Annotated in this window: 17 protein-coding genes and 1 riboswitch; of the genes, 9 read left to right on the top strand and 8 right to left on the bottom strand. The window is 72.5% G+C overall.

The annotated features are described in order from the left end of the window. Positions 1-19 precede the first annotated feature (19 nt). From ACIRF8_RS11900 to ACIRF8_RS11890, 3 genes are all read left to right on the top strand, one after another. Positions 20-883, top strand: coding sequence for a phosphatidylinositol-specific phospholipase C/glycerophosphodiester phosphodiesterase family protein (locus ACIRF8_RS11900; RefSeq protein WP_404213586.1), 864 nt, complete (start codon positions 20-22; stop codon positions 881-883). 111 nt (positions 884-994) lie between these two features. After that, positions 995-1,189 carry a hypothetical protein gene (locus ACIRF8_RS11895; RefSeq protein WP_404213584.1) on the top strand — a complete coding sequence of 65 codons (195 nt, stop codon included), beginning with the start codon at positions 995-997 and terminating at the stop codon, positions 1,187-1,189. A gap of 94 nt (positions 1,190-1,283) precedes the next feature. After that, entirely contained in the window at positions 1,284-2,876 is a 1,593-nt protein-coding gene (locus tag ACIRF8_RS11890; RefSeq protein WP_404213582.1) for a hypothetical protein, read from the top strand. Here the strand turns inward: ACIRF8_RS11890 and ACIRF8_RS11885 are convergent. Together ACIRF8_RS11885 and ACIRF8_RS11880 are read right to left on the bottom strand one after the other, a co-directional pair. Further along, positions 2,861-4,093 carry a phosphodiester glycosidase family protein gene (locus tag ACIRF8_RS11885; protein WP_404213581.1) on the bottom strand — a complete coding sequence of 411 codons (1,233 nt, stop codon included), beginning with the start codon at positions 4,091-4,093 and terminating at the stop codon, positions 2,861-2,863. The genes ACIRF8_RS11890 and ACIRF8_RS11885 overlap by 16 nt on opposite strands. A 38-nt stretch (positions 4,094-4,131) precedes the next feature. Beyond that, complete coding sequence (locus tag ACIRF8_RS11880; protein ID WP_404213579.1) at positions 4,132-4,488, bottom strand: DUF779 domain-containing protein; 357 nt, start codon at positions 4,486-4,488, stop codon at positions 4,132-4,134. Positions 4,489-4,563: 75 nt separating this feature from the next. Here ACIRF8_RS11880 and ACIRF8_RS11875 point away from each other — a divergent pair, with 75 nt between their 5' ends. Beyond that, complete coding sequence (locus ACIRF8_RS11875; RefSeq protein ID WP_404213578.1) at positions 4,564-4,926, top strand: hypothetical protein; 363 nt, start codon at positions 4,564-4,566, stop codon at positions 4,924-4,926. Between the two features lie 67 nt (positions 4,927-4,993). Here the strand turns inward: ACIRF8_RS11875 and ACIRF8_RS11870 are convergent, their stop codons facing one another. Then, positions 4,994-6,139 carry a hypothetical protein gene (locus ACIRF8_RS11870; RefSeq protein WP_404213576.1) on the bottom strand — a complete coding sequence of 382 codons (1,146 nt, stop codon included), beginning with the start codon at positions 6,137-6,139 and terminating at the stop codon, positions 4,994-4,996. A 160-nt stretch (positions 6,140-6,299) separates the two neighbouring features. Between ACIRF8_RS11870 and ACIRF8_RS11865 the strand changes: the two genes are divergently transcribed. Continuing rightward, positions 6,300-6,920 (top strand): L-threonylcarbamoyladenylate synthase, encoded by a 621-nt coding sequence (locus tag ACIRF8_RS11865; protein ID WP_404213574.1) that lies wholly within the window; start codon positions 6,300-6,302, stop codon positions 6,918-6,920. A 1-nt stretch (position 6,921) separates the two neighbouring features. Here the strand turns inward: ACIRF8_RS11865 and ACIRF8_RS11860 are convergent, their stop codons facing one another. The 3 genes from ACIRF8_RS11860 to ACIRF8_RS11850 are packed head-to-tail and all read right to left on the bottom strand — an operon-like array spanning position 6,922 to position 9,748. Next, positions 6,922-7,698, bottom strand: coding sequence for an ABC transporter ATP-binding protein (locus tag ACIRF8_RS11860; RefSeq protein WP_404213572.1), 777 nt, complete (start codon positions 7,696-7,698; stop codon positions 6,922-6,924). Continuing rightward, entirely contained in the window at positions 7,695-8,711 is a 1,017-nt protein-coding gene (locus tag ACIRF8_RS11855; RefSeq protein ID WP_404213570.1) for a FecCD family ABC transporter permease, read from the bottom strand. Before ACIRF8_RS11855 ends, ACIRF8_RS11860 begins: the two co-directional genes overlap by 4 nt. Further along, positions 8,708-9,748 (bottom strand): ABC transporter substrate-binding protein, encoded by a 1,041-nt coding sequence (locus ACIRF8_RS11850; RefSeq protein ID WP_404213568.1) that lies wholly within the window; start codon positions 9,746-9,748, stop codon positions 8,708-8,710. Before ACIRF8_RS11850 ends, ACIRF8_RS11855 begins: the two co-directional genes overlap by 4 nt. A 58-nt stretch (positions 9,749-9,806) precedes the next feature. Beyond that, positions 9,807-10,006: riboswitch (cobalamin riboswitch) on the bottom strand. A 56-nt stretch (positions 10,007-10,062) separates the two neighbouring features. Here ACIRF8_RS11850 and ACIRF8_RS11845 point away from each other — a divergent pair. Next, the gene (locus ACIRF8_RS11845) at positions 10,063-10,554 is read left to right on the top strand and encodes a nucleotidyltransferase domain-containing protein (RefSeq protein WP_404214262.1); all 492 of its coding nucleotides are present in this window, start codon (positions 10,063-10,065) and stop codon (positions 10,552-10,554) included. Between the two features lie 606 nt (positions 10,555-11,160). Here ACIRF8_RS11845 and ACIRF8_RS11840 read toward each other — a convergent pair. Both ACIRF8_RS11840 and ACIRF8_RS11835 read right to left on the bottom strand, forming a co-directional pair. Continuing rightward, positions 11,161-12,423 carry an arginine deiminase gene (locus ACIRF8_RS11840; RefSeq protein WP_404213566.1) on the bottom strand — a complete coding sequence of 421 codons (1,263 nt, stop codon included), beginning with the start codon at positions 12,421-12,423 and terminating at the stop codon, positions 11,161-11,163. 46 nt (positions 12,424-12,469) lie between these two features. After that, positions 12,470-13,909 carry a basic amino acid/polyamine antiporter gene (locus ACIRF8_RS11835; RefSeq protein WP_404213564.1) on the bottom strand — a complete coding sequence of 480 codons (1,440 nt, stop codon included), beginning with the start codon at positions 13,907-13,909 and terminating at the stop codon, positions 12,470-12,472. Between the two features lie 142 nt (positions 13,910-14,051). On the opposite strand from ACIRF8_RS11835, the gene ACIRF8_RS11830 reads away from it, so the two are divergent. From ACIRF8_RS11830 to ACIRF8_RS11820, 3 genes are read left to right on the top strand one after another with little or no spacing between them, the layout of a single operon-like run. Continuing rightward, entirely contained in the window at positions 14,052-15,146 is a 1,095-nt protein-coding gene (locus ACIRF8_RS11830) for a chemotaxis protein (protein WP_404213562.1), read from the top strand. A 56-nt stretch (positions 15,147-15,202) separates the two neighbouring features. Next, the gene (locus ACIRF8_RS11825; protein ID WP_404213560.1) at positions 15,203-15,838 is read left to right on the top strand and encodes a hypothetical protein; all 636 of its coding nucleotides are present in this window, start codon (positions 15,203-15,205) and stop codon (positions 15,836-15,838) included. Between the two features lie 58 nt (positions 15,839-15,896). After that, positions 15,897-16,292, top strand: coding sequence for a molybdopterin-binding protein (locus ACIRF8_RS11820; protein ID WP_404213558.1), 396 nt, complete (start codon positions 15,897-15,899; stop codon positions 16,290-16,292). Positions 16,293-16,393: the final 101 nt, after the last annotated feature.

Genomic DNA, 16,393 nt, shown 5'->3' with positions numbered 1-16,393 from the left:
CCCACCACGGGAGGCACCCATGGCCCCGACCACCCGCCGCAGAGCCCTGACCACCCTCGCCGCCGCACTCGCCGCGGGCATCGCCACGCCCCAGCTCGCCCACGCCGCCGAGCGCGGGCGCGGACACGGCCCCCGCCCGCTCCTGCGGGCCCACGCCCACAACGACTACGAGCACCCGCGGCCCCTCCTCGACGCCCTCGACCACCGGTTCAACAGCGTCGAGGCCGACATCTACCTCGTCGACGGCGATCTGCTCGTCGCCCACGACCCGGCCGACCTCGATCCGGCCCGCACCCTCGACTCGCTCTACCTCGCCCCGCTGGCCGCCCGTGTACGCGCCCACCACGGCTCGGTGTACCGCGGCTCGCGCACCCCCCTCCAACTGCTGATCGACATCAAGACCGAGGGCGCGGCCACCTACCTCGAACTCGACCGCCGGCTGCGCCGCCACCGCGGCCTGTTCACCACCTACGCCCACGGCCGCGTGCACCCCGGGCCCGTCACCGCCGTCGTCTCCGGGGACCGCGCCGCCCGCCCCCCGATGGAGGCACAACGCGCCCGCAGCGCCTTCTACGACGGGCGCCTCGCCGACCTCGGAACGTCGGCCCCCGCCTCCCTCGCTCCGCTCATCAGCGACAACTGGTCCGCCAACTTCACCTGGCAGGGCGTCGGCCCGATCCCGCCGGCCGAACGCGCCAGGCTGCGCGGCATCGTCGCGACCGCGCACGCCCGCGGCCAACGGGTGCGGTTCTGGGCCACGCCCGACCTCGCGGGCCCCGCACGCGACGCCGTATGGACCGAACTGCTCGCCGCCGACGTCGACCACCTCAACACCGACGACCTCGCCGGGCTCGAAGCCTTCCTCGACGCCCACGACAGGTGATCGACTTTTAGCACCCGATCGGGGGACAGGTCACACACCGTCGAATGCCCGACATTGCGTCACACTTGCGGCCGAAAGCCACGGTGCCGACGTGGCGGAGGAGGTTCGACGGTGTCTCTGTCCATTTCCCTCGTGTTGCTGCTCCTGGTGGTCGCGGTGATCTTCCTGCGCAGCGGAGCGATGAAGTTCTCGCACGCCCTCGTCTGCGTCCTGCTGGGCTTCCTGCTCGCGAGCACCACCGTGGCCCCGACCATCCACGACGGGATCACCGCCACCGCCGGACTGGTCAACAGCCTCCAGCCGTGACGCCTCTCCCGCCCGGCCGGTGATCGTTTCGGGTTCGTGAACAACTCCCGTGGCTGCATGGACACTTCAAGCGGCGGAACCTAACTTCAGGCGCATGCCGCAGCGAAGAAAGCTCGTCCGGGCCCTGGCCGCGACCCTCACCCTCACGGCCGTCTGTGCCGCGCAGGCACCGGCCGCCCGGGCGGAGGAGATCCCCAAGGCGCCGGGGCACCGGCTCGTCGAGCAGTACGCCGGTGCCCCCGCACAGCCGCGGCCCGTGCCCGGCCAGGCGCCCGCCCAGCACCCCTTCCTCGCCGCCAACGGGCGCAGCGGGATGCACGCGGACGCCTGGGGCAGCGGAACGTACCCCTGGAGCGGGCCCGCCGGGCACGCCCCGGACGTCACCAGCGAGAAGATGGCCGCGCTCGGCGGCGAATGCGCCACCGTCACCTTCGACAAGGCCGGCCGCATCGTCACCGTCTGCGGCACCTTCACCGGCTTCCTCGTCAAACTCCTCGACCCGCACAGCCTGGAGACCCTGGCCGAGTACGCGCTGCCGCAGCGCCCCTCCACCGTCGAGGCCCTCACCCGCCTCGACTTCTCCAGAATCTTCAAGGACACCTCGGGCGGCGCCTACTCCTACCTCGACGACCAGGACCGCCTCGTCCTCGCCGACTCCCGCCAGCACATCGTGCGCCTCGCCCACGAGCGGACCGCCGACGGCGGTTGGCGCTTCGTCGTCACCGACGACTGGGACCTGACCGGCCAGGTCCCGCACGACTGCGCGAGCTGGACGAACCTGTACCCGAGCGGCGTCTGCGACCCCGTCACATCCGTCATGCCGGACTGGACGGGCCGGATCTGGTGGGTCACCCGGCAGGGACGCGTCGGTACCGTCGACCCCGCGAGCGGCGCCATCAGATCCGTCCGGCTGGAGGGCGAGGAGATCCAGAACTCCTTCTCCGTCGCCGAGGACGGCGTCTCCATCGTCTCCGACCACGCCCTGTACAGCTTCACCGCGACCGCCGACGGCACCCCTGAGGTCGTCTGGCGGCAGACCTACGACCGCGGCACCGGCACCAAACCCGGCTCCGTCAACCAGGGTTCGGGCACCACCCCCGACCTGTTCGGCGTGGAGGACGACTACGTCGCCATCACCGACAACGCCGACGACCGCATGAACGTCCTCGTGTACCGGCGCGGCGCCGACGTCCCGGGCGAGCGGCGGCTGGTCTGCGAGGTCCCGGTGTTCGGCTCGGGCGCCTCCACCACCGACAACAGCCTCATCTCGTACGGCGACAGCCTGGTCGTGGAGAACAACTTCGGCTACGAGAACATCACCTCGCTCACCCTCGGGCGCAGCGTCGTCGGCGGCGTCACCCGCATCGACGTACGCCCCGACGGCAGCGGCTGCGACACGGTGTGGGAGAGCGCCGTGCGCTCCCCGTCCACCGTGCCGAAACTCTCCACCGCGAGCGGGCTGCTGTACTTCTACACGAAGGAACCCAACGCCCTCGGCATCGACGCCTGGTACCTCACGGCCGTCGACTTCCGCACCGGCCAGACCCGCTGGAAGCGCCTCACCGGAACGGGCCTCGCCTACGACAACAACTGGGCACCCGTGACACTCGGCCCCGACGGCACGGCCTACGTGGGCGTGTTCAACGGACTGGTGGCCGTGCGCGACACCCTTCAGCCGCGCGCATAGACGCCGATGCCGTTGGCGACGGCCCGCTCGGGCGGGTCCGTGGGGTGGTTGCGGAGTGTGACCGAGGCCGCGCCCGGCTCCCGCGCCACCAGGGTCGACGAACCGCCGCCGTCCAGGCTGAACGCGTCATCGGCCCCCAACGCCCGCAGGGTGTCGGCGACCTCGGCGACGGACAGCCCCGTGCGGTACGCGGGCGCGCCGTCCAGGGCCAGCAGGAGAAGGGTGCGGCCGTGGTCGGCGATGCCCGCGGCCGTGCGGACCGCGGACGTCCTCGCGTCGAGACCGGGCAGCGGGGCGCCGTCGCGCAGCACCGGGTAGCCGCCGACCGCGAACAGGTACGGCACGCGCGTGTGCGCGGCGACGAGGCGGCGGCGCACCTGGACCGGATCGCCCGCGGACAGCTTCCGCAGCCACTGCGCGCCGGACTCCCGGCCCACCAGGACGGTGGTGCCGTCCGCCACGGGACCGCTGCCCGGCGTGTCCGCCGTCGCCACGACCCGGCCCCGGCCCACCGTCACCTCGTAGGTGTCCGTGCTGCACGGCGCCGCGCGCTGGGTGTCGGTGCCGCAGACCGCGCGGGCCCGGGAGACGCTGCCCCACTCCGGTGTGAACGCGCCGACCGAACCGACCGGCAGCGCGTACTGGTTCAGCCCGCCGAGCGCCACCCGGTCCGCGCGCGTACGCACCGACCCCTCCAGCACCATGCTGTCGAGCCGGGCCCGCCGGTCGAGGCCGACACCGAGCACGTCACGGGTGGAGGTGCCGGGCGGCAGCGCGGGCCCGAACCGCTGCCCGTCCGGGACGGCCGCCTTCAGGGCCCGGCCGCCCGCCACGGCGGGGCCGACCGCGGCGCCGGTCGCCTCGATCCCCGGGTGCTGGGTCTCGGTGATGTTGAAGAAGTCCCCGTTGACGCCGCCGACGGCGCCCGTCGCGTCGGCCATCGAGGAGACGGTGGCCCGGGCCCCGACCGCGCCCGGGTGCAGCAGATCCACCCGCACGCGCGGATCACGCAGATCGACGGTGAGGAGGTGGGCGTGGGCGGTGCCCTTGGCGGCGGGTACGTCGAACTCGGTGTACGACACGCCGGGCGCCACCCGTCCGGCCGCCGGGACGGCTCCCGCCGGGGCCGCTCCCGCCAGGCCGGTACCGGCGAGCGTGCCCACGACCGCGAGGACCGCCAGAAGTCTCGTGCGTCTCTTGCCAACTCTCTTCCGCATCGGAGGAGTTCAGCAGACGACCACGGTCCCGTCGATGGCTACGCGCCGACCAGCCGGGAATGGATCAGGAAACGTACGCCCTCCGGCGCCTCCAGCGAGAACCCGCTGCCGCGCCCCTCGACGACATCGACGACGAGCCGGGTATGGCTCCACAGCGCGTACTGGTTCCTGGACATCCAGAACGGCACCGGTTCCGCCACCCCGGCCACGGCGAGCTCCCCGAGGAGGATGTCCGCGTCACCGGTGCGGAACCCGCCCGCCGGGTAGCACATCGGCGCGCTGCCGTCGCAGCAGCCGCCCGACTGGTGGAACATCAGCGGCCCATGGGTCTCGCTCAGCCGCCGCACCAGTTCGGCGGCGGCGGGCGTCAGCTCCACGCGGGGTGCTTCGCTCATGACAGGGCAGTCAAGACGGCGGGACGTTGCGACCACGTTGCACGCACGGGCGGCTCGCCCGCATAGGCTCCGCACATGGAACAGAGGGAGATCGTTCTGCGGGCCATCGGTGTACTGACCGAGACGCAGGAGATGGTACGCAGACTCAACGACGGGGACGAGCTCGACAACGACCTGACCCAGCTCGGGCGGCTCGTGTCGGAGGTGTTCCCGACGATCGAGATTCCGACGGGGGCCGAGCCCGAGGAGGCCGCGGAGCTGGCCATCGCCGCGCTCATGCCGGCCAGCGTGTCGCTCGTCGAGGCGTTCGCGTTCCTCTTCACGCAGCTCGCGAAGGTGCACGACGAGGGACGCACCGACGTCAACTCCACCGAGCTGCTGCGGGAGATCGCGCTGCGGATGTCCGACCCCGGGGGCCTGGAGGCGGAGGAGGAGTGACGCGAGGGGGCGCTCCCCGTGCGCGTACGCGACGGGAGCGCCCCACCGGGTGCCCGGGCCCTGCAAGCTACTTGTGCGGGTCCCGGAAGCGGCCGAGCGCCTTCGTGAGGGCGCTCAGCGGCGAGCCGTCCGCCCTGGCCGGGCCGATCACGGGCAGCCGGGGCACACCGTCCCCGGCCTCGGCCAGGGCCGCCTGCGCCGCCTCGGCCGCCTCCCGGTACAGATCGCGCGAGGTCGTCATGGCGTCGAGCGCCTCGGCGTACCGGACGACCATGGACTGGGCGTGGGCCAGCTCCTCGTCCGGCGTCAGCAGGTGCCAGCCCTGCCGCAGCCGGGTCAGGGCCCGCTCCGCGTCCGGGGTCAGCGGGCGCGTCAGCGCGGCGAACTCCTGGATCCGCTCCACCAGCTCCACCGGCTCCGAGCCGTCCAGGAAGACATTGCGGACGGTGAAGCGCTCCGCGTCGTACTCCGGGTCCTGCGGGGCTGTCGGCAGGATGACGGCGCCGCCGCGCGGCATCCGCAGCTTCAGCTCCCGCTTCATCGCGAAGTCGGCGATCTGCGCCTGCTCCGGCGTGGCCCGGTGCTCTATCACCCGGTGCCGCAGACCCGGCGGCAGGAACGTGGTGACCGGCTGCCGGCCCCGCGCGTCCGGCGTCATCGCCTCGTGCACCACGACATGGACGTACCAGCTCTCCCGGGTGCAGTCCCGCAGCCGGTGGCGCAGCTCGTCGTCGTCCTTGGGCAGATAGTTCGTCGTCCGCAGGCGCACACCCGGCACCGCGTAGTGGTCCCAGGGGACCCGGTCGCTGTCCGGCCAGAACATCGTGGCGGGCGACGGCCAGTGCGGGTCCCACACCCGCTCGGCCTCGGCGGCGAGGACCCACGTGACGCCGTCGCCGTCCTTGCGGCGCCCCTCGGGGTCGTACGTCGTCAGGTGTGCGCGCACCGTGACGTCGTCGGCCACGCGCCAGCGCGCCTCGAACACACGGCGGGCCGAGGGGCCGGGGTCGGCGGTCTCGTCCCGCGGGTGCAGGACGGTGGAGCGGGCCGCCTCGACGGGGTCGAGATCCAGGAAGTCGTCGAGCACCCCGGCCGCCTTGAGGGCGATCAGGTTGCGCCGGACGTCCTGTTCGGGCTCGGGGCCTAGGTGGCGCCCGCGCCCCAGCCACGCGGTGTCGGGGACGGTGATCGGGGAGGTGCGGTTCTTGGCCATGGAGTCTTCTGTGGGTGATCGGGGCACGACCAGTATGGGCCGTGAACCGCTCGGCGGAAGCGGGCAGGGTGGGCGGTTGTCGGGATTGTCGCGCGTGCACACGGCTTGCGGCACCCCGCAACGCCGTGGCGGGGCGCCGGTGATCCCGTAGGCTCGACGGATGGCCCGGTACTTCGACGTGCATCCCGAGAACCCGCAAGCGCGCATCATCGGCGCGGTCGCCGACAGCATCCGCGACAGTGCGCTGATCGCCTACCCCACGGACTCCTGCTACGCGCTCGGCTGCCGCCTCGGCAACCGTGACGGCGTCGAGCGGATCCGCGCGATCCGGCATCTCGACGACAAACATCACTTCACCCTGGTGTGCCAGGACTTCTCGCAGCTCGGCAGGTTCGTGCACATCGACAACGACGTGTTCCGAGCGATCAAGGCGGCCACGCCCGGCAGCTACACGTTCATCCTGCCCGCGACGCGCGAGGTGCCGCGCCAGTTGCAGCACCCCAAGAAGAAGACGGTCGGCGTCCGCATCCCCGACCACGTCGTCACCCAGGCGCTCCTCACCGAACTCGGTGAGCCGCTGCTCTCCAGCACCCTGTTGCTGCCCGGCGAGGACGAGCCGCTGACCCAGGGCTGGGAGATCAAGGAGCGGCTCGACCACGTGGTGGACGCCGTGCTCGACTCCGGCGACTGCGGCACCGAGCCCACCACGGTCATCGACTTCTCCGGCGGCGAGGCCGAGATCGTCCGCCGCGGCGCCGGGGACCCCGACCGCTTCGAGTGACTCAAGAGAGAGTGCCCAGGAAGCGGATGTGGGGGCGCTCTCCCGGGCCGGGCCGGGTGAGGTGGGCGCGGACGCCGTAGACGTCGGCGATCAGCTCCTCGGTGAGGACGGCGCCCGGCTCACCGGCCGCGACGACCCGGCCCTGGCGCAGGACCACGATCTGGTCGCAGTAGGCCGCGGCCAGGTTCAGGTCGTGCAGCGCGACGACGCTGGTCAGCTCCAGACCGGAGATCAGGTCGAGGAGTTCCAGTTGGTGCTGGATGTCCAGGTGGTTCGTGGGCTCGTCGAGCAGCAGCTCACGCGGCTCCTGAGCCAGGGCGCGGGCGATCTGCGCCCGCTGGCGCTCACCGCCCGACAGGGTGTGCCACAGGCGGTGCGCCCGGCTCGTGAGGCCGGTGCGCTCAAGCGCGGCCCGGACCGCGGCCTCGTCGGTCGCGCTGGCGGGCGCCCAGGCCCTGCGGTGCGGGACCCGGCCCAGCCGGACCACATCGGCGACCGTCAACTCGACCAGCGTGTCGGTCTGCTGATGGACCAGGGCGATGCGCCGGGCCGCCGTCCTGCGCGGCACCGCGGCGAGCGGGTCGCCGTCCAGGGTGACGACACCGGACGCCGGGGCGAGCACTCCGGCCAGCAGGCGCAGCAGCGTCGACTTGCCCGAGCCGTTCGGGCCGAGCACCCCCGTGACGGTGCCCGCCCGGGGCGCGAGGCTCACCCCGTCGAGGATCAGGGAGCCCCCGGCCGACCGGGACACCCGGTCCGCGGCCAGGCCCGCGCTCACCGGACACCCCGGCCGCGGAAGAGGACGAGCACGAACGCGGGCACGCCGATCAGCGACGTCACCACCCCCACCGGAACCTCCTGCGGTTCGAGGACCGTACGGGCCAGGGTGTCGACCCAGACCAGGAACACCGCCCCGGCCAGCGCCGTGACCGGCAGCAGCCGGGTGTGCCCGGGGCCGACCAGGGCGCGCGCCGCGTGCGGCAGCACCAGCCCGACGAAGCCGATCGCCCCGGCCGCGCTGACCAGTGCCGCCGTGAGCAGGGCCGTCGCGCAGAGCAGGACGAGCCGGGTGCGGGCCACGTGCACGCCGAGCGCCGCCGCCGCCTCCGGGCCGAAGGCGAACGCGTCCAGCGTGCGGCCGTACCCGAGGCACACCGCCAGCGTCACCACGAGCACCGCGAGACACAGCCACACCTCGCTCCAGCCGACCCCGCCGAGCGAACCGAGAAGCCAGAACAGGACGCCGCGCGTGGTCTCCGCGTCGGCCGCCGTCAGCACCACGAACGAGGTCAGCGCGGAGAAGAGCTGCATCGCGGCGACCCCGCACAGCACCACCCGGTCCGTCGTGCCGCCCAGCACGTGGCTCAGGATCAGCACCAGCGCGAACGAGCAGAGCGCCCCGAGGAACGCGCCGCCGGACACCGAGAGGGCGCCCCCGCCCAGGCCCAGCACCACCACGAGGACGGCTCCGGTCGAGGCCCCCGAGGAGACGCCGAGCACGAACGGGTCGGCGAGGGGGTTGCGCAGCAGCGCCTGGAGCACCGTGCCGCACACCGCGAGGCCCGCGCCGCAGATCGCCGCCAGCAGGGTGCGCGGCAGCCGCAGGTTCCACACGATGCCGTCCCGGATGGGGGAGAGGTCCGTGGTGCCCCAGCCGAGCCGGGCGCCGACCGCCGACCACACGTCGCCGACGCGGATGTGCGCGGGGCCGATGGTGATGGCCACGGCGACGGAGGCGCAGAGCGCGGCGAGGGCCGCGGCCCAGTACAGGGCGGGCCGGACCGGGCTCATGCGCCGAGGCCGAACCGGCGCAGCGCGGCAGCCACCTTCTCGACGCCCTCGACGGTGCGGATCGTCGGGTTCATGGCCTGGCCGCTCAGCAGCACGTACCGCTTCTCGCGGACGGCGGTCATGTTCCTGGTGACCGGGTCGGACTCCAGGAACCGGATCTTCTGCGCGGCGGACTCGGCCGACTGCGAGCGGCGCGTCAGGTCGCCGATGACCAGGACGTCCGGGTCGCGGTCCGCGACCGTCTCCCAGTTGATCTGGGGCCACTCCTCGTGCGTGTCGTCGAAGACGTTGCGCAGGCCCAGCTCCCCGGTGATGATGCCGGGCGCGCCGCAACACCCCGCCATGTAGGGCGAGTCGGAGTTGGCGAACCAGTACAGGACGCTCACCCCGTCGGCGTCGACCCCCGAAGTGGCCTTGCGTACCCGGGCCTTGAGCTGGGTGACGAGCGTCTCGCCGCGCTGCTCGACGCCGAAGACGCGTGCCAGGTCGCGTATCTCGCCGTACACGGTGTCCATGGTCAGCGCGCTGGTGCGCACGCCGTCGCCGTCCCCGCTGTTGTCCTTGCCCGCGCAGTCGGTGGGGGAGAGGTAGGTGGGCACGCCCAGCTTCTGGAACTGCTCGCGCGGCGCCACTCCGCCCTTGCCGAGGGTGTACGCGAAGGAGGCGGCGGCGAAGTCCGGTTCCGTGTCCAGGACCTTCTCGTAGGACGGATAGCGGTCGGCGAGCCGTGGCACCTTCGCGTTCGCCTTCTCCAGGCCCTTCAGGACGGGGTCCGTCCAGGTGGCGGTCCCCACCATCCGGTCGGCGAGCCCGAGCGAGAGCATGATCTCCGCCGAGCCCTGGTCGAGGGCGACGGCGCGGCGTGGGGGGTGCGCGACGCGGACCTTCGTGCCGCAGTTGTCGTCGAGGGTGACGGCGCCCTTCGTCCCGCCCGCGCGGTCCGAGGTGCCGGCGGGGCCCGCGCCGCCACAGGCAGTGAGCAGCAGGGCGCCCGCCAACACGGGTGCGCAGCGGGCGACGTGACGTGCGAACAGCACGGAACTTCCTTAGCGTCCAGGGCCCATACGCGGAGCCGGCCTACGGTTCACCCCCGGCCATGCGCCGGAGGTCGCCAGCAGGTCTTCGGACTCGGGATCGTCCGGACGAAGCGCCTTCCCGAACCGGTTACGGCTCAGTGGCAGTGGCTCCGCCCGTCCCCCTCACCGCTGCGCGTCAGCTCCGGATTTCCACCGGATTCCCTGACCCGTACACGTTCGAGAACGCACTGAGGTACGACTGGCTTCCGCAAGCTATCACGGCGCGGAAAAGCGCTCGCCGCCCGGGACGCGGGGCCTCTACCCTGCGTCGGATGATGACAGCGGATGACGTGCGCACCGTCCTCGCCCTGCTGCGCGAGGCCGGGACGGACGTCTGGATCGGGGGCGGCTGGGGCATCGACGCCCTGGTCGGCGAGGAGACCCGGGACCATCGCGACCTCGACCTGATGCACCGGCACGAGCAGGAGCCCGCGGTGCTCGCGGCCCTCGCCGACGCCGGATTCGCCGAGACCCTGGACCAGCGCCCCGTCCGCTTCGTCCGGACACACGCCGACGGCCGCGAACTCGACCTGCATCCCCTGCACTTCAGCGCCGACGGCTCCGCCCGACAGGCCTCCTTCGACCCGCTGCGGCCGTTCCGCTACCCGGCGGACGCCTTCGTCACCGGCACGGTGGCGGGGGAGCCGGTGCCGTGCCTCTCCGCCGGGCAGCAGATCCGTTTCCACCAGGGGTACGAGCCCACCGAGCGCGACCGGCACGACATGGCCCAGCTCCGCCGCGCCTTCGGCGTCACCACCCCCTTCTGACCCCGGCCGGCCTGCTCCGGGGTGAGCGGCAGCGTCGCGAGGCCGTCCGGCGCCCGGCCCGCGGCGAGGTCGCGCAGAGCGGTGGAGAGGTCGGCGGCGAACCGGTCGGAGTCCGGCTCCGGGCGGCGTTGCGGCCCGGCCACGAGGTCCCCGAAGTACGTCTGCGGCAGGGTGCCGACATGGGCGAGCACGGGACGCAGGTCGACGGTGAGGTCCAGGGCGGGCCGCTCCCCGTCGAGGTAGCCGATCACCGCGTCGATCTGCTGCCGGGTGAGGGTACGGACCGTCTCCGGTGGCAGCACCAGCCTGATGTTGGACGTCACCTGGGCCTCCGGCACGGTCAGCCCGGCCAGCAGGTCCCGGGCGAGCGGCGCGGCCCGCGGGTCGACCGGCACCTCGTCGTAGAGCCGGTCGTACGCGTGCTGCTCGTCCGGGACGGAGGCGTGGAAGGACGGGTCGAGCACCGAGGCGCGCACGGTCGCCGTCAGGACGACGCACAACGTGGCGAGCGCGGCCACCACGAGGGCCGCGAACCGCGCCGGTCCGTGGAGCGCGGTCCGTGGAGCGCGGTCCGTTCCATGACACGACCTCGGCGGCGCGCGGCCGTCAGAAGGTCACGGGGTCGCGGATGATGGGGCACGTCATGCAGTGGCCGCCGCCGCGGCCACGGCCGAGTTCGGCGCCGACGATGGTGACGACCTCGACGCCCGCCTTGCGCAGCAGCGTGTTGGTCTGGGTGTTGCGGTCGTAGGTGACGACGACGCCGGGCTCCAGCGCGACCGCGTTGTTGCCGCTGTCCCACTGCTGGCGCTCGGACGCGTAGACGTCGCCGCCGGTCTCGATCACCCGGAGGCCGGACAGCCCGAGCGCCCTGGCGACGACGTCGACGAAGGGCGTCGAGCCCTCGTCGGTGATGTGCAGCCCCGGCGCCTTGTCGTCGGGGCGCAGCGAGAACGTGTGCACCGAGTCCATGATCCGCGGGTAGAGCGTGACGATGTCCCGGTCGGCGAAGGTGAAGACGGTGTCGAGGTGCATCGCGGAGCGCAGCCGCGGCATCCCCGCGACGACGACGTGCTCGGCCGCGCCCGCCTCGAACAGCGCGGCGGCGACCTGCGTGATGGCCTGGCGCGAGGTGCGTTCGCTCATGCCCATCAGGACCACCCCGTTGCCCACGGGCATGATGTCGCCGCCCTCGAACGTGGCCTGCCCCCAGGCGAGTTCGGGGTCGCCCCACCACACGGTCGAGCCGGTGAAGTCCGGGTGGAAGAGGTAGACGGCCTTCATCAGCAGGGGCTCGTCGTGCCGTGCGGGCCAGTACAGCGGGTTGAGCGTGAGGCCGCCGTACAGCCAGCAGGTGGTGTCGCGAGTGTAGAGCGTGTTGGGCAGCGGCGGCATCAGGTACTCGCGGACACCGGTCGATTCGCGGGCCATCGACACGTACGCGGAGCGGTACTCGTCCGGCAGGTCGGTGGTGGCGAGGCCGCCGATGAGGAACTCGGCGAGCTGCCGCGGCTCCAGCGTCTCCAGGAAGGCCCGGGTGTCGTCGATGAGCCCCGTCCCCACCTGGTTGGCGACGATTCTGCGGTCCAGGAGCCAGGACTTCGCCTCCGGGATCGCCATGGTCTGGGCGAGCAGGTCGTGCAGCTCGACCACGTCGACGCCGCGCCGGCGCAGCTTGTCGACGAAGTCGGCGTGGTCGCGCTGGGCGTTCTCCACCCACATGACGTCGTCGAAGAGGAGGTCGGCCGAGTTGGTGGGGGTGAGCCTGCGGTGGGCGAGCCCCGGCGCGCAGACGAGGACCTTGCGCAGCCGGCCCACCTCGGAGTGGACGCCGTACGCGGCGGAAGCGGGGCGGTCGTGGTCGGTCACGGTGTCCCTTTCGAGCTCGGGGGATGACGGGTCTCACAGGCGGATCTCACAGGCTGATCCAGCCCGCGGCGAGGGCGACGACGCCGAGCACCGCGCCGGCGACGGAGACGGCCAGGATCACCAGCTCGCGCGGCGAGAACAGGCGCCTGCCCTGCTCCCTGCGGGCCATGACGAACAGGACGGTCGCAGGGGCGTAGAAGACGAACGAGACCAGGACGAACTTCAGCCCGGCCGCGTACAGCATGAACGCCGTGTAGAGCGTGGCGAGGGCCGCGAGGGTCAGCTCGCGCGTCGAGGTGCGCCCGCCCTCGGTGCGGGGGTCGGCGCTCAGCCCGATCCGTACGGCGAAGGCGGCCGCCAGCAGGTACGGGATGAGGGACAGGGCGCTGGTGAGGTCGAGCGCGAAGTTGAAGGCGTCGTCCGAGAACGCGGTGACGATCAGCACGAGCTGGGTGAGCACGGTCGTCATGAGCAGCGCGGGCACGGGGACGTCGGCCGGGGTGGAGCGGTTGAGGAAGCGCGGCATGTCGTCGTCCTTGGCCGCGACGAACAGCACCTCGGCGGCCATCAGGGTCCACGCCAGATAGGCGCCGAGGACGGAGACGATCAGGCCGACGCTGATGAACACCTTGCCCCAGGTGCCGACGGCCTCCTCCAGGACACCGGCCATGGACGGCTGGCGCAGCTCGGCGATGTCGCCCATCGGCAGGATCCCGTACGACACGACGACGACGGAGGCGAAGACGGCGAAGACGCTGAGGAAGCCGAGGATGGTGGCCCGGCCGACGTCGGAGCGCTTCTCGGCGTGCCGCGAGTAGACGCTCGCGCCCTCCACGCCGAGGAAGACGAAGACGGTGGCGAGCATGGTGCCCCGGACCTGGCTGAACAGGGACCCGGCGTAGTCCGCGCCGCCCCAGTTCTCCGCGAACACCGACGGGTCGAAGAAGACGAGGGCCAGCACGACGAAGACGAGGATCGGCACGATCTTCGCCACGGTCACGATCCTGTTGATCGCCGCGGCCTCCTTCACACCGCGCCTGATCAGCAGGAAGAACGCCCAGAGTCCGGCCGACGAGAGCACCACGGCGAGCGCGGTGTCGCCCTCCCCGAGCGCCGGCCAGATCGCGCCCACCGTGGACATGATGAGGACCCAGTACGTCACGTTGCCGACGCAGGCGCTGGCCCAGTAGCCGAACGCCGAGAAGAAGCCCAGGTACTCGCCGAACCCGGCCTTCGCGTACGCGTACACCCCCGCGTCCAGGTCGGGGCGGCGCACGGCCAGCGACTGGAAGACGAAGGCGAGCATCAGCATGCCCGCCCCGGCGATCGCCCAGGCGATGAGCGCGCCCGCCACGCCGGTCTCCTCGGCGAAGCGGCGGGGCAGCGAGAAGACACCGGCGCCGACCATGGAACCGATGACCATCGTGGTCAGGGTGAGGACGGAGAGCTTGGCGGCGGGAGCGCTCTTGTCGACGGCCTGCTCCATGTCGTCCCCTCCGTAATGGGATGCCAGGGCAACAGTCTTGCCCTCATCGCCCCACTAGCGCACCTTTTGTGCACATCTGAATAGCCGGATCTGTCCACCTGTGCGCAGCATGGATGCGTCGCGACAGAAGGGCACCCAGGCCATGCACTCCACACTCACTCCGGCGACCCTGCGGGAACTGCGCACCCCACGGCCCTATCCCGCCGTGTCCCTGGCGATGCCGACCCACCGCAGGCGCCCGGAGAACGCGCAGGACCCCGTCCGCCTCCACAACCTGCTCCAGGAGGCCGTGCGGCAGCTCGACGCCGACCCCGCCGTGACCAGGGAGCGGCGCGAGGACGTGGTGGCGCAGTTGGAGGCGGCGGTGGCGGAGACCGACCTCGCCCATGCCAGGGACGGCCTCGTCGTCCTCGCGGCCCCCGGCGAGCACCAGGTGTGGGTCCTCGACCGGGCCGTGCCCGAGCGCGTCCTGATCGCGGACACCTTCCTCACCCGCAACCTCGTCGCCGCCGGCGCCGCGCGACGCCCGTACTGGGTCCTCGCCGTGGCCGCCGACCGGATCGCCCTCTGGGACGGCCGGGGGGAGCGCGTCACCGAGCACACCGCCCACGGGTTCCCGCTCACCCGCGGCCTCGAAGCCCCGGACTCCGAACGCAAGGAGCGCGTCGGGGACCTGCCCAGCACCTTCGGCGACGAGCGGACCCGGCAGTTCTTCCGCGACGCCGACGCCTGTCTCGCGGACGTACTCGGCCACGAGCCCCGTCCGCTCTACGTCACCGGGGACCCCGCCGCGCTGTCCCTGTTCAGCGCGGCCGGGACCGCCGCGCACGGCGCGGTCCAGATCCCCTTCGGCGGACTCGCCCAGGCCGCACCGGAGACCGTCGCGCGAGCGGTGGCCCCGGCCCGCGCGGCCGACGCCGAGCGGACGGTCGCCGACGCGCTCGCCGAACTCGACCGGGCCCGTGGCGGCAACACCTACGCGGCCGGGGTGGACGAGGTCCGGCAGAAGGCCGGCGACGGCCGTATCCACCGGCTCGTCGTGGAGGAGAACCACCGCGTCACCGTGCGCGCCGGGGAGGGGCATCTCGAACCGGCCGCGGACGACGACCTGGACGCCGTCCACGACATCGTCGACGAGATCGTCGAATCCGCCCTGGAGACCGGCGCGCAGGTGGTCTTCGTCCCCGACGGGACGCTCGCCGACGCCGGCCACCTGGCCGCCGTCCTGCGCTTCTGAATCCCAGCCGCCCCCTCGGCGAGGCTCCCCGCGCCATCAGAAAGGAACCCTTCTCCATGAGTGCAGCCAAGGTGTCAGGACGTCCGGGGATCCGGCGCCGCCGCGGGCCGCTCCTGCTGGCCGTGTGCGCGGTCACCGGTGTGCTGACGCTCGCGGCCTGCGGCGACGACGGCGACGACGGCGGCACCGGCGCCAGCCCGAGGCCGAGCGCCCCGAACTCGTCGCACTTCTCCGGCGAGCCGCCGTCCTCGATGGCCTCCGGCGCCGCGTCGAAGAAGGCCGAGGCCAGGAAGTCGGCCTCGGCCGCGGCCGAGTCGGCGTCGGAGCGGGCCCACGACTTCGAGGCGTCGGTCGCCGCCGACGTGGAGCGCGACCGGCAGGAGTTCACCAAGCAGCTCGACGGCGTCGACGGCCGGGGCAACGCCGTCGACGACGTCTCCCTGACCGGCAAGCCGCTCGCGGAGACCGACAACGTACGGGTTCTCGTCGTCCACATCACCAACAAGACCGACAAGACCGCCTCGTTCGCGGTGCAGGTCGACTTCAGCGACGCCGACGGCAAGGTCGTCGAGACCAAGGTCGTCGGCGCGAAGGACCTGAAGGCGGGCGAGCGCGCCCAGCCGCTGGCCGTCAGCTCCAAGCCGCCGCAGCCGCACCTCACCGCGAAGATCGCCAAGGCACAGCGGTACTGACGGAAACCGACAGGATCCGACCGAACGGGGCGCGGGTCCGGTCGCTATGTTGGGCTCCATGCAGTCCTACACAATCGGCCAGGCGGCGCGGCTGCTCGGGGTCAGCCCGGACACCGCGCGGCGCTGGGCCGACGCCGGCAAGGTCGTCACCCACCGCGACGACAGCGGGCGGCGCCTCGTCGACGGCAAGGACCTGGCCGCGTTCTCCGTGGAGCTGGCCAAGGGCGCGGGCACCGAGGACGACGTCGCGTACACCTCGGTCCGCAACGCGTTCCCCGGCATCGTCACCGCCGTCAAACTCGGTGACGTCGCCGCCCAGGTGGAGATCCAGGCCGGGCCGCACCGGCTGGTGTCGCTGCTGACCCGCGAGGCCGTGGAGGAGCTGGGCCTCGAAGTCGGCATGGAGGCCACCGCCCGGGTCAAGTCCACGAACGTCCACATCGACCGCGCCTGACACCCCAGGCCGCACATGCGTACATCCAAGCCTCGCAATCCTGGCTCATGCGATGCGACAGCAGACTTCCGCCTAGCAGATGCGGCAGTATGATCGCCGCT

Origin of the sequence: Streptomyces sp. NPDC102406 (genome assembly GCF_044765725.1) — a bacterium.
Lineage (GTDB): Bacteria > Actinomycetota > Actinomycetes > Streptomycetales > Streptomycetaceae > Streptomyces.
Note: the sequence above shows the minus strand (reverse complement) of the source record. Positions and strands in the feature narration are given on the sequence as shown.

What these genes read in the sequence shown, in the direction of transcription:
- ACIRF8_RS11830 (WP_404213562.1), top strand. Translation starts at nt 14,052, where the DNA reads ATGCACTCCACACTCACTCCGGCGACCCTGCGGGAACTGCGCACCCCA.
- ACIRF8_RS11865 (WP_404213574.1), top strand. Translation starts at nt 6,300, where the DNA reads ATGGCCCGGTACTTCGACGTGCATCCCGAGAACCCGCAAGCGCGCATC.
- ACIRF8_RS11845 (WP_404214262.1), top strand. Translation starts at nt 10,063, where the DNA reads ATGACAGCGGATGACGTGCGCACCGTCCTCGCCCTGCTGCGCGAGGCC.
- ACIRF8_RS11820 (WP_404213558.1), top strand. Translation starts at nt 15,897, where the DNA reads ATGCAGTCCTACACAATCGGCCAGGCGGCGCGGCTGCTCGGGGTCAGC.
- ACIRF8_RS11835 (WP_404213564.1), bottom strand. Translation starts at nt 13,909, where the DNA reads ATGGAGCAGGCCGTCGACAAGAGCGCTCCCGCCGCCAAGCTCTCCGTC.
- ACIRF8_RS11900 (WP_404213586.1), top strand. Translation starts at nt 20, where the DNA reads ATGGCCCCGACCACCCGCCGCAGAGCCCTGACCACCCTCGCCGCCGCA.
- ACIRF8_RS11825 (WP_404213560.1), top strand. Translation starts at nt 15,203, where the DNA reads ATGAGTGCAGCCAAGGTGTCAGGACGTCCGGGGATCCGGCGCCGCCGC.
- ACIRF8_RS11890 (WP_404213582.1), top strand. Translation starts at nt 1,284, where the DNA reads ATGCCGCAGCGAAGAAAGCTCGTCCGGGCCCTGGCCGCGACCCTCACC.
- ACIRF8_RS11880 (WP_404213579.1), bottom strand. Translation starts at nt 4,488, where the DNA reads ATGAGCGAAGCACCCCGCGTGGAGCTGACGCCCGCCGCCGCCGAACTG.
- ACIRF8_RS11875 (WP_404213578.1), top strand. Translation starts at nt 4,564, where the DNA reads ATGGAACAGAGGGAGATCGTTCTGCGGGCCATCGGTGTACTGACCGAG.
- ACIRF8_RS11855 (WP_404213570.1), bottom strand. Translation starts at nt 8,711, where the DNA reads ATGAGCCCGGTCCGGCCCGCCCTGTACTGGGCCGCGGCCCTCGCCGCG.
- ACIRF8_RS11870 (WP_404213576.1), bottom strand. Translation starts at nt 6,139, where the DNA reads ATGGCCAAGAACCGCACCTCCCCGATCACCGTCCCCGACACCGCGTGG.
- ACIRF8_RS11885 (WP_404213581.1), bottom strand. Translation starts at nt 4,093, where the DNA reads ATGCGGAAGAGAGTTGGCAAGAGACGCACGAGACTTCTGGCGGTCCTC.